This window comes from Rhizobacter sp. P3_C12, from assembly GCF_056402735.1.
In genome coordinates this window covers 1-11,313 of the sequence record NZ_JBFUGW010000202.1, presented here as the reverse complement: position 1 = coordinate 11,313, position 11,313 = coordinate 1, and the positions used below count along the sequence as shown (strand labels likewise).

Genomic DNA, 11,313 nt, shown 5'->3' with positions numbered 1-11,313 from the left:
GTCGGCCGCCGGGGCGGTGGCCGCCGTGGCGGGCGGGGTGCGGGCCGCACCCGGCTGGACGCCGGATTCAAGCTGGTAGGCCCGGGCGTAGTTCTCGGGCGTCGGCTCCAGCTTGTCGACCACGAGCCGGCGCAGCGCGGCCTTGGCCAGCACGGCAGGCGTCTGCGGCGCCTGGGGTTTGGTGTCCATCGATCAGGTCAGGGCAAGAAGAGGGAGGGCAGGAAGAGAGATCACTTGGGGGTGTAGCGATTCGGGCGCGGCTCCAGCCCGGCCCGGATCGAATCGGACAGGTCGTCGCCGTCGCCGGCGTCGACGATCCACGGCGCCTTGCGCGGCAGCACCGTCTGCTGCAGCCACTGTTCGAGCGCCTCGGGCGCGAGCGCCTTGCTGAACAGGAAGCCCTGCATCATCCCGCAGCCCAGCCGGTGCAGCACCTCCATCTGGCGCATGTTCTCGACGCCCTCGGCCACCACGCGCAGGCCGAGCGAGCGCGCCAGCGCGATGATCGCGGTGACCACCGCCGAGCTCTGCGGCGTCATGCCGAGGTCGCGCACGAACGAGCGGTCGATCTTCAGCTCGCTGATCGGCAGCGTGGTCAGGTAGGCGAGCGACGAGTAGCCGGTGCCGAAGTCGTCGATCGAGATCTCGACGCCGATCTCGTTGAGCCGGTGCAGCGTCGGGATCACGTTCTGCAGGTCCTTCATCAGGCCCGTCTCGGTGATCTCCAGCTCGATCGCATGGTGCGGCACGCCGTACGCGGTGACCGCCTGGTGGATGTGCTCGACCAGGTCGGTGCGCTCGAACAGCCGGTTCGGCAGGTTCACCGCGATCGAGTCGCTGAAGCCGAAGCTGTCCTGCCAGATCCGGGCCTGGCGCGCCGCCTCGCGGATCGCCCATTCGCTGAGCGGGATGATCAGGCCGGTTTCTTCCGCCAGCGGGATGAAATCGCCCGGCGGCACCAGCACGCCGCCGCGCTGCCAGCGCATCAGCGCCTCGGCACCCACCATGCGCGCGCCGCGCACGTCGACCTTGGGCTGGTAGTGCAGCACCAGTTCGTTGCGCTCGATGGCCTTGTGCAGCGCGCTCTCGAGCTCGAGCTTCTCGCGGCCCTTGCCGGCCAGCGCCGGGCGGTACAGCAGCGCGGCATTGCGGCCCTGCGCCTTCACCGAGTACATGGCGACGTCGGAGTTGCGCATCAGGTCGGCCACCGTCTGGCCGTCGCGCGGGAACATCGCGATGCCGACGCTCGCCGTGACGAAGCACTCCTGGCCGCCGACGAAGATCGGCTCGCGCATCACGTCGAGCACGCGCGCGGCGACCCGCTCGGCATCCGACTCGTCGGACACCTCGGGCAGCAGCGCGACGAACTCGTCGCCGCCGAGCCGGCCGACCGCCTCCAGCGTGCGGTGCGAGCGCGAGCCCATCGACTCGACCGCGCTCTCCATCACCTGGTCGGAGTGGCGCACGCACGAGCGCAGCCGGCGCGACACCTCCATCAGCAGCTCGTCGCCGGCGCCATGGCCCAGCGTGTCGTTGATCACCTTGAAGCGGTCGAGGTCGATCAGCAGCAGCCCGACCGGGTGGTTCAGCCGGCGTGCATGCTCGAGCGCGCGCTCGGTGCGCCAGATCAGCTGGCGGCGGTTCGGCAGGCCGGTCAGCGCATCGAAGTTGGCGAGGTGGCGGATCTTGTCTTCCGCCATGCGGCGGTCGGTCACGTCCTGCACGATGCCGGTGTAGCCGGAGAGGTTGCCGTGCTCGTTGAACTCCGGCTCGGCCTCGACGTGGATGATGCGCTGGCGGGCGTCGGGCAGCGTGACCGGGATGTCGGTGGCCAGCACCGAGCTGTGGCGGATCACCTCGTGCAGGATGGTCACGAAGCCGGCGCGGTCTTCGGTCGGCACCATGCGCAGCAGCGCCCGCATGCTGGGCGTGTCGCCCGGGCCGAGGCCGAACACCCGCAGCCCCTCGACCGAGAACAGCGGGTTGCCGTGGCCGCGGTGCCAGTCGAAGCTGCCCATGCGCGCGAGGTCCTGCGCGCGCGCGAGCTTCGACTTGCTGCGCTCCAGCTCCTGGCGGGTGCGCGACGAGCGCAGCAGGTAGCGCAGCCGGCCCGCCAGCAGGCTCCAGTGGGTGGACTTGACGAAGAAATCGGTGGCGCCGGCCTCGTAGGCGCGGGTGATCGACGCGTCGTCGTCGAGCCCGGTCAGCATCAGCACCGGCATCGATTCGAAGCCGGGCAGGCTGCGCAGCTCGCGGCAGGTCTCGAAGCCGTCGAGCCCGGGCATCAGCGCGTCCAGCACGACGACGTCGGGCGACCAGTCGGCCAGGATCTGGATCGCCCGCTCGCCGCTGGTGGCCTCGGTGATCGCGAAACCGCGCTCGCGCAGCGCGATCGCGGTGAGCAGCAGGTTGACCTCGTCGTCGTCCACCAGCAGCACGCGCGGCTGCCCGAGCAGGTCGTCGTCGGGCAGCGGCGCGCTGGAGCTCATGGAGGTCAGCGACCCAGCAACCGGCGCGTGGCAGCCACGACGATCACCACCTCGGCCTGCAGCGCCACGATGCGATCGTCCATGCCCTGGGTCGCCTCGCGGCGGACCATGGCTTCGATTTCTGCGCAGATTTGAGACATCTTGAGGGCCCCGATGCTCGCGGAAGACGACTTCAGCGTGTGTACCACGTGCCGGATGCCCGTCAAGTCGTGGGACGCCTGAGCATCCTGCAATTGGGGGAGAAGACGCTCGAGCGAGGTATCGAAGGCCTTCATGACCCGCTCGAGCAGCTGGTTCTCGCCGCTCGGGTCGAGTTCGCGCAGGCGGTCGAGCGCGCCGGCATCGAGCACGCCATCGGCGGCCGCCGCCGGGGCAGCGGGCGCCGGAGCGGCCGCGCCACCGGTGGGCGGGCTGTCGGAATCCACAGGCGCCGCGGGGCGCAATCGTTTGGAAAGCATGGCGAGCAGTTGGCTTTGGCGGAATGGCTTGGACAGATAGTCGTCGAAACCGAGTTCGAGAAACCGTTCTTCATCCCCTCCCAGGGCATTGGCCGTCACGGCGATCACCGGCGTTTCGGTCGGCGTCAGGAAGTTGAACCGTCCCGAGCGGCTGCGCCGGAACCAGTTCAACGCCTCGACGCCGTCCATGCCGGGCATCTGGATGTCCATCAGCACCAGGTCGAAGCGCCGCTCGCACAACGCCTTCAAACCCTCCAGCGCCGAGGCGCTGACCTGGACCTGGCACCCCAGCGCCCGGAGCATCTGCCCGATGACCTCCTGGTTGACCGGATTGTCTTCGATGACAAGGATCTGTGCGTTCAGCCGGGGCGTCAAGCGCGTCGCATCGGCGCGGTGGCTGGAGATGCCCAGGATCGCCTGGCGCAGCTCGGCCTTGCGCACCGGCTTCGCGACGAAGCGGTCGAAGCCGGCGCGGTGCGCCGCCCGCACGTCGTCCGGCGACGACACCGACGACAGCAGGATCATCTTCATGCCGCTGCCCGGGCGCTCCGGGCCGAGCGCCTGCAGCGCGTGGGCCAGGCCCATGCCGTCGAGCCGCGGCATGTGCATGTCGACCAGCGCCAGGTCGAAGCGCGGGTCGATCGGCGTCGCGCCCGACAGGATCGCCAGCGCCTGCCGACCGTCCTCGGCCAGCACCACCTGCATGCCCCAGGCGCCGAGCATGTTGTCGAGCACGGTGCGGTTGGTCTCGTGGTCCTCGACCACCAGCACGCGCAGGGCCGGCATCTGCGTCACGTCGAGCCCCGGCGACGTGGTGTCGCCGCCGGCGCTGTCGGCAGGCGCCATCGGCATGCTGAAGATGAAGCGCGAGCCGATGCCCGGCGAGCTCTGCACCTCGATGTCGCCGCCCATCAGCTCGACCAGCTGCTTGGAGATCGCGAGGCCCAGCCCGGTGCCGCCGTAGCGGCGCGACATGCCGCCGTGCGCCTGCGTGAACGCGCTGAACAGGCGCGGCAGCACCTCGTCCTCGATGCCGATGCCGGTGTCGCGCACCTCGAACTCCAGCCACAGCGCGCGGTCGGCCGACTGCGCCGGCATCGGCATGCGCACGTCGACGACGATCTCGCCGGCTTCGGTGAACTTGATCGCGTTGGCCACCAGGTTGGTCAGCACCTGGCGCAGCCGCAGCGGGTCGCCGTGCACATGGCTCGGCATGCCGGGCTCCTCGCGGAAGCTCAGCTCCAGGCCCTTCTCGTGCGCGCGCGGCGCGAGCAGCTCGAGCGTGTCCTCGACCACCGAGCGCAGCGAGAAATCGACCGGCGCGAGCTCCAGCCGCCCGGCCTCGATCTTCGAGAAATCGAGGATGTCGTTGATGATCTCCAGCAGCGCCTCGCCGGAGCGGTACACCGCCTGCGCGAAGCGCTTCTGGCGGTCGTTCAGCGCGGTGCCCAGCAGCAGCTCGGTCATGCCGAGGATGCCGTTCATCGGCGTGCGGATCTCGTGGCTCATGTTGGCCATGAACTGGCTCTTGGCCTGGCTGGCGGCCTCGGCGATGTCGCGTGCGCGCTTCAGCTCGTTCTCGTGCTCCAGGTCCTCGGTGACATCGCACACCAGGCCGTACACGCGCAGCTCGCCGTCGGGCATGCGGCGCGAGCGGGTGCGCGAGCGCAGCCAGCGCACGCCCTTGACCGGGTGCTGGATGCGCACGCGGATGTCGGCCGGCTGCAGCTGTTCCTCCAGCTCGCGGCGCGCCGCCAGCAGGTGGCGGTCTTCCGGCAGCACGCGCGACAGGAAGGAGTTCGGCGTGCGCTCGAACTCGTCCTGCGGCGTGCCCCAGGTGTCGTAGCTGCTCTCGGCGAGGAAGTGGAAGCGGTCGCGCGCCGGGTTGGTGACGAACAGGCTGTCTTCCACCGTGTGCGCGAACTCGCGCAGCCGGTTCTGCGACTCGTGCAGCTCGCGCTCGGCACGGCGCTCGCGGGTCACGTCTCGCGCCAGCACGATCACCAGCCGCGGCGTGCCGTCGGCATGGCGCAGCGCGAAGCTGCGGGCGCTGACGATGCGGCTGCCGCCCTCGCCCGGCACCTCGACCTCGCTCTCGATGGTGCCCTGCTCGGCCAGCGCCCGTGCGATGGCCGGCTCGCCGAGCAGCGCGACATCRCCGCCGAAGGCATCGCGCACGGTCTTGCCGAGCACCTGCTCGCGGCCCTTGGCGAACTCGCGCTCGGCATGGGTGTTGACCGCGACGATGCGGCGGTCGATCGGGTTCAGCACGAACAGGCTGGCCGGCAGGTTCTCCATCAGCAGCTGCAGCAGTTCCGGCTCGGGCGCGGCGGGCGCCGGCGTGGTGGGCAGCAGGAGCGGAATGGGGACCGTGGCGGGGGCGTGCGCGTCTGCCTGGGCATCGGCACGCGCGCCGCGCAGGTCGAGCAGCCGCTGCACCGTCTCGAGCACCCGGCGCAAGGCCGTCAGGTCGCGCTGCGCCGGCACGCCGTGCAGTTCCAGCACGGCAGCCGTGGTGATGCCGCCGCGCACCGGCAGCGCCATCACGCTGGCGGCCGAGCCATGCATCGGCGCCAGGCAGATGCGGCCTTCGGCGACCGCCCGCCCGGTGGCGCTGAGCCGCGGGTGGACGGTGAAGCGGCCGGGATGCGGATCCTCGGGCTGCTCCCAGGCCTGCAGCTGGGCGGCGTCGCCGGCGACGGACAGCACGCGCAGCACCGCGTGGCCCTCGGCCTGCAGGCCCTGCGCCAGCAGCGCGGCAGCGGCGTGCAGGGCGTCGGCCAGCGATTCGGCCCCGTCGACGCCGACGGCAACCTGCTGCAGCAGGCCCAGCCAGTCGATGACCGCCTCCTCCGCCGCGGCCGGCGCCGGCACCGTCGCCACCGGCGGCACCGGCTCGGGCTTCGCCGCATGGCGCGCCTGGCGGACACCGAACCATCGAGCAAGACGAGACAGCGGAGCAGGCATGGATCAACTACTGGTGAAAATGGCGCTGCCGCGTCGGCCCCACGGACTGACTCGGCCCAGGAAAGGGTCTTCGTTCCACTTTCGGTCCCGTCCGGACCGACTTGAGGCATCCGACACATTGGAAACCGGCGCGCGCCCCACAATGTCACGCTGCAACCACTCCTTACAATCCGTCGGATGAATCTCGAGACCGCGCTGCCGGCCGGACTGCTGCTGCTGGCAGCCCTCGCGACCGGGGCCTGGGCGGCCTGGTCGAGACGGCGGCTGCGCCGCACCGAACAGGCCCTGCAGCACGAGCGCGCCGAGCGGCAGGCGGTGGCGCAGACGCTCGACTGCTGGCAATGGCGCAGCGACCTGCAGCACCGCGTCGTGCAATGGCGCCCGCCGCGCGGCGCGGCGCTGGCCGACTGGGCCGGGGCCGACGACGCCGCACCGCTGTGGCAGCACTTCCAGGGCAGCGACACGCTGACCCGCTCGCTGCGCAACGCGATGGAGCAGCATGCGCCGCTCAGCGCCACCTCGCTGTGGCGCGCCGGCTCGGCCGGGGTGCGGCAGCCCTGGTCGCTGCGCGCCGAGCCGGTGCTCGATGCGCAGGGCCGCTTCGCCGGCTACGTGGGCTCCGCGCGCGAGCTCACCGACCCGGGCGACCAGCGCATCAGCGAGTTGCTGCAGGCGCTGACCGATCCGGTGCTGCGCGTCGCGCTGCCGCCGCCGGGCCAGCTGGGCGTGCTGTACGAGACCAACGCGGCCGCCGAGCGCTGGCTGCACATCGCCGACCCGGCTGTGCTGCCGCCGTGGCCCGAGCTGTTGCAGCGCCTGCCGGCCGGGCTGCGGCTGCTCGCCGAGCAGGCGATCTCGCCGACGCTGCATGCCGGCACGGCGAGCGGCAGCGCCGAGGGCTGGGAGCTGCAGGTGCTGCGGCTGTCGCCGGCGTCGTCGCCCGCCCCGCAGCGCGCCGGCACCGAGCTGGTGCTGATCTTCCACCGCCATGCGGCCACGGCCGCCGCGGCGCTGCCGCCGGCCGACGAGCAGGAATCGTTCAGCTACACCGTGTCGCACGACCTGCGCGCGCCGATCCGCGTGGTCGAGGGCTTCACGAAGATCGTCAAGGAAGACTACGGCCGCCTGCTCGACCGCATCGGCAACGACCACCTCGACCGCGTGCTCGGCGCCGCCGCGCGCATGAGCAGCATGATCGACTCGCTGCTCGCGCTGTCGCAGCTGTCGGCCCGGCCGCTGGCGCGCCAGCCGATCAACCTGTCGCAGCTGGTGGGCTACATCGTCGACGACCTGCGGCGCGAATCGCCGCAGCGCGTGGTGCAGGTCGACATCGAGCCGGGCCTGCATGCGCAGGGCGATGCGACGCTGCTGCGGGTGGCGCTGGAGAACCTGCTCGGCAACGCGTGGAAGTACACCGCGAAGTGCCGCGACGCGCACATCTGGTTCGAATCGGGCGTGCACGAGGGCCGGCAGGCCTTCACGGTGCGCGACAACGGCGCCGGCTTCGACATGCGCTTCGCCGACCGGCTGTTCGGCGTGTTCCAGCGGCTGCACAGCGCGAACGATTTCCAGGGCACCGGGGTCGGGCTGGCCTCGGTGCGGCGCATCGTGCGCCGGCATGGCGGCGACATCTGGGCCGAGGGCGAAGTCGACCGCGGCGCGCGCTTCCAGTTCTGGCTGGGTTAGCCCGCCGACAGGAGCTCGACGGCTTCGAGCAGCCGCTCGGCCTGCTGCACCAGCGGCTTGCCTTCCGCCGCCGCCAGCCGCTGCAGCCGCTCCAGCGCCTGCGCGCGCGGCAGCGAATAGCGGTGCATCAGCACGCCGACCGCCATCGCCACCGGCTGGCCGAGCGCCTCGTGCGCCAGCGTGYCGGGCAGCGGCACGGATTCGCCGCCGCGCGGCCCGATCTGTGCGAACGCGGCTTCCACCGCGGGCACGATCTGGCGGATGTCGAGCGGCTTGACGAGGTAGGCCACCGCGCCGAGCGCATTCACCTGCGCGACGGTGTCGTCGTCGGCGAACGCCGACAGGAACATGAACGGCATCTGGCAGTAGTCGCGCAGGTAGGCGGCCACGTCGAAGCCGCTCTTGCCTTCCATGCGGATGTCCAGCAGCGCGAGATCCGGGCGGTGCTCGCGGGCCAGCAGGATCGCGTCGTCGCCGTTGTCRGCATCGATGATCTCGTAGCCGGCCTGCGCGAGCCCGTGGGTCAGCGTCGCGAGCACGAGGCGGTCGTCATCGACAACGAGGATCTTGCCTTTGTTCGTCACGGTGGATGCTGCTGGCGGGACGGTGAAGGCGCGATTGTGGCCGAAAGCGCCACCCCGGGCGGTTTCAGGTCGACCACCGCCACCACGCGCGTGCCCTGCGCCTCGATCGACAGCTTCGCGCTGCGCCGCGGCAACAGCGCCCGCACCAGCCCGAGCCCCGATACGCCGCCGGGGAACTGCGCGAGGCTGAAGCCCTCGCTCAGCCGGCCCTCGTTGCCGATCACGATCTGCACGCCGTCGTCGCCGCACACCAGCGTGCAGCTGACCGGCGCGTCGCCCGCGCTGTGCTTGATCGCATTCGTCAGCAGCTCGTTCACCGTCAGCGCGATCGGGATCGACTCGGCCTCCGGCAGCGTCCACTGCTGCGGTTGCGGGCCCTGCGCGTCGAACACGATCGAGCGCCCGAAGGTGCGCTGCACCGAGCCGGTGATCGCCTCCAGCACGCTGTGCAGGCGCAGCGGCCCGCTGATGCCGACCTGCAGCCCGTAGACCTGCGCGATCGCCTGCACCTGGCCCACCACCTCGGCCATCACGCCGGCCACCTCGGGCTTGCGCGTCGCGATCTGCTGCAGCAGCCCGGCCACGCCCTGCAGGTTGTTCTTGATGCGGTGGTGCACTTCCTTCACCAGCATCTCGCGCTGCGCGATGGCGGCCTCGAAACGCGCCTCCTGCGCGGCGCGCTGCTCGGTGACTTCGGTCGCCACCATCAGCAGCTGGTCGGCCGGCTGGCCGTCGGCCGCGAGCGGCAGGTAGCGCGCGTCCCACACCTGGAACTGGCCGTCGAGCTCGGTGCGGTACTCGCGCTGCGTCACGCGGCCGGCGACCAGCGCGTCTTCCATGTCGCGGCGGCGCTCGGCGGCGATCTCGGGCGGGAAGATCTGCTCCGGCGTGCGCCCGATCAGCTGCGCGGGCGGCGTCGATGCGTTGCGGGCCGCCACCTCGTTGACCTGCAGGATGCGCAGCGTGTGCGCATCGCGCAGCGTGATCGCGAGCGGCGCCGCCTCGATGATGCGCTGCAGCGACGACTGCGCCTCGGCGGTGCGCGCCTCGGCCTGGCGGCGCCGCTCGATGTCGAGCAGCGCGTAGGTCAGCTGCCGCCCGGTGACGACCGCGTTGCCGACCACCCAGTACTCGCGGCCGTCGCGCGCCTTCACGCGGCATTCGAAGGTCTCGGCCTGCCCCTCGACCAGGTCGTCGAGGTAGTCGGTGCGCAGGAACGGATGGTCGCTCTCCGGCGTCGCGACGGTGGCCATCGGCCGGCCGATGAAATCCTCCAGGTCGCCGCCGAACATGCGGCGCGCCGAGCGGTTCATCCACTCGATGCCGTCGGCGCCGACCGTGACGATGCCCACCAGCACCGAATCGAGGATCGCGCGCGTGCGCTCGGCCTGCAGCGCGACCTCGCTGGCCAGCGCCTCCAGCTCGGCCTGCTGCGCCTTCAGCCGCGTGATGTCGGTCAGCACCGCGATCAGTTCCTGGCCGTCGACCCCTTCGCCGGCGCGCCGCACCGACAGCGAGCACCAGTGCCGCGGGCGCCCGCGCGTGTCGACCGCGATCTCGGTCTCGTGCACTCGGCCGGCCGCCAGCGAGGCATCGATCTCGGCCACCAGCCGGCCCACCTCGGGCTGCGCGGCCAGCAGCTCCTGCAGGCTGCAGCCGGCCACGTCGCCGGCGCGGAAGCCGAGCAGYGCCTCGAAGCGCCGGTTGCAGCGCACGAGCAGGTTGCCTCGCAGGTAGGCGATGCCGACGGTGGTGCTCTCGAGGATGGTGGTGAGCTCGCGCAGCAGCATCTCGCTGCGCTGCTGGGTCTGGTGCTGGTCGGTGATGTCGAGCGTGACGACCGAGGTGGTGCGCTTGCCCGAGGCGAGCGTCGCCGGCTCGACCCGCGTCAGCAGCCAGCGCAGCCCGTGCTCCGGGTGGCGGATGGCATAGCGCACCTCGGCGCGCTGGGCCAGGCGCAGCGCCTGCTGCAGCTTGTCGTACTCGGGCAGCGATTCGGGCAGCACCACGTCGCGGCGGATCGATTGCAGCGCGGGCGCGCCGGCGTGCGACTCGGCGGCGCTGCCGAACACCGCGCCGTGCTGCACCCAGCCGGACGCCTCCTGGAAGGTCGCGAGGCCGACGCCCGCCGTGTCCATCAGCGCGCCGATCTGCATCTGCGCGAGGTCGCGTTCCTCTTCGACGCTGCGGTCCTCGACGATGGCCATGTAGCGGCGCTGGCCGCTGCCGCTCTGGTAGCAGCGCACGATGGAGCGCAGCCGGCGCGGCGCGGGGTCGGGCTGCCCATGGTGGCCCGGCTGGTCCACCCAGGCCTGCGTCTCGACCGGGCTGGAGCCGGGGCGCAGCAGCGGCAGCGGCTTGCCCTCGTGCCAGGCCATCAGCTGCTGGATGCCGGGCGAGGCCTCGGACATCAGCACCGGCACGTCGCCCGCGAGCGCCTCGAAGGCCGGGTTGCTGCGCACCAGCAGGCCCTGCTCGTCGAACAGCACCATGCCGACCGGGCTGAGTTCGAACCAGTCGTCGAGCTCGCGCACCGAGCGGTCGGCGCGTTCGCGCGCGATGTGCTCGGCGGTGCTGTCCTGCAGGATGCTGACGGTGCGCGCGCGGCCCTGCGCATCGCTGCCGACGCGCCACGCGGCGCGGAACCAGCGCTCGCGGCCATCGGCGTGGATCATCCGGCGCTGCACCAGCCGGGTCGTGCCGGCGGTGCTCATCTGCTGGCGGTAGGCGCGGTTCAGCGCGCGGTCCTCGGGGGGTTGCAGATCCAGGGGGTCGGTGCCGACCAACTGCTCGCGCGTGAAGCCGGTGAACTCGAGGAACGCGTCGTTGGCGTCGATCAGCTTGAAGTGCTCGTCCTGCAGCGTGACGGGGAACGGGGCGTCCCAGAACATCGTGCCCATGTCGGGCATCGCCGGGGCCGGGGTGAGCTCGGGTGCGGGTGCCGTGGCGGGGCTCACCGCGGCCAGGCGCAGCGCGTGGCGCTCGCCGTCGAGCGGCGCCAATGCGACGCCGAAGCGGCGGCCGTCGTTCAGCGTGACCGCCTCCGGCAGCGTCGACGACGAGCCGGCGGCGAGTGCCTGCGCGACGGCGCTGACGAACGGCTCGCCGAGCAGCGGCCCGAGCTGCGCC

General features: G+C 71.7%; 5 protein-coding genes and 1 pseudogene. 1 reads left to right on the top strand and 5 read right to left on the bottom strand.

The window, feature by feature from the left end:
* The 3 genes and pseudogenes from AC1DXV_RS24720 to AC1DXV_RS24710 form a co-directional block, all read right to left on the bottom strand.
* A pseudogene (locus AC1DXV_RS24720) lies at positions 1-189 on the bottom strand (GGDEF domain-containing protein); the annotation flags it as partial.
* Positions 190-230: 41 nt separating this feature from the next.
* Positions 231-2,489, bottom strand: coding sequence for a putative bifunctional diguanylate cyclase/phosphodiesterase (locus tag AC1DXV_RS24715; RefSeq protein WP_477868082.1), 2,259 nt, complete (start codon positions 2,487-2,489; stop codon positions 231-233).
* A 5-nt stretch (positions 2,490-2,494) separates the two neighbouring features.
* Positions 2,495-5,914 carry a PAS domain-containing hybrid sensor histidine kinase/response regulator gene (locus AC1DXV_RS24710; protein WP_477868080.1) on the bottom strand — a complete coding sequence of 1,140 codons (3,420 nt, stop codon included), beginning with the start codon at positions 5,912-5,914 and terminating at the stop codon, positions 2,495-2,497.
* A 177-nt stretch (positions 5,915-6,091) separates the two neighbouring features.
* Here AC1DXV_RS24710 and AC1DXV_RS24705 point away from each other — a divergent pair, with 177 nt between their 5' ends.
* Entirely contained in the window at positions 6,092-7,600 is a 1,509-nt protein-coding gene (locus AC1DXV_RS24705; protein ID WP_477936033.1) for a sensor histidine kinase, read from the top strand.
* On the opposite strand, the gene AC1DXV_RS24700 is transcribed toward AC1DXV_RS24705, so the two are convergent.
* Positions 7,597-8,184 carry an ANTAR domain-containing response regulator gene (locus tag AC1DXV_RS24700; RefSeq protein WP_477936031.1) on the bottom strand — a complete coding sequence of 196 codons (588 nt, stop codon included), beginning with the start codon at positions 8,182-8,184 and terminating at the stop codon, positions 7,597-7,599. The genes AC1DXV_RS24705 and AC1DXV_RS24700 overlap by 4 nt on opposite strands.
* A partial coding sequence (locus tag AC1DXV_RS24695; protein WP_477936029.1) for a PAS domain-containing sensor histidine kinase occupies positions 8,181-11,313 on the bottom strand: 3,133 nt, incomplete at its 5' end. The genes AC1DXV_RS24700 and AC1DXV_RS24695, both read right to left, overlap by 4 nt.

Excerpts from the sequence above, each read along its gene's own strand:
- AC1DXV_RS24715 (WP_477868082.1), bottom strand. The coding sequence starts at position 2,489 with ATGAGCTCCAGCGCGCCGCTGCCCGACGACGACCTGCTCGGGCAGCCG.
- AC1DXV_RS24705 (WP_477936033.1), top strand. The coding sequence starts at position 6,092 with ATGAATCTCGAGACCGCGCTGCCGGCCGGACTGCTGCTGCTGGCAGCC.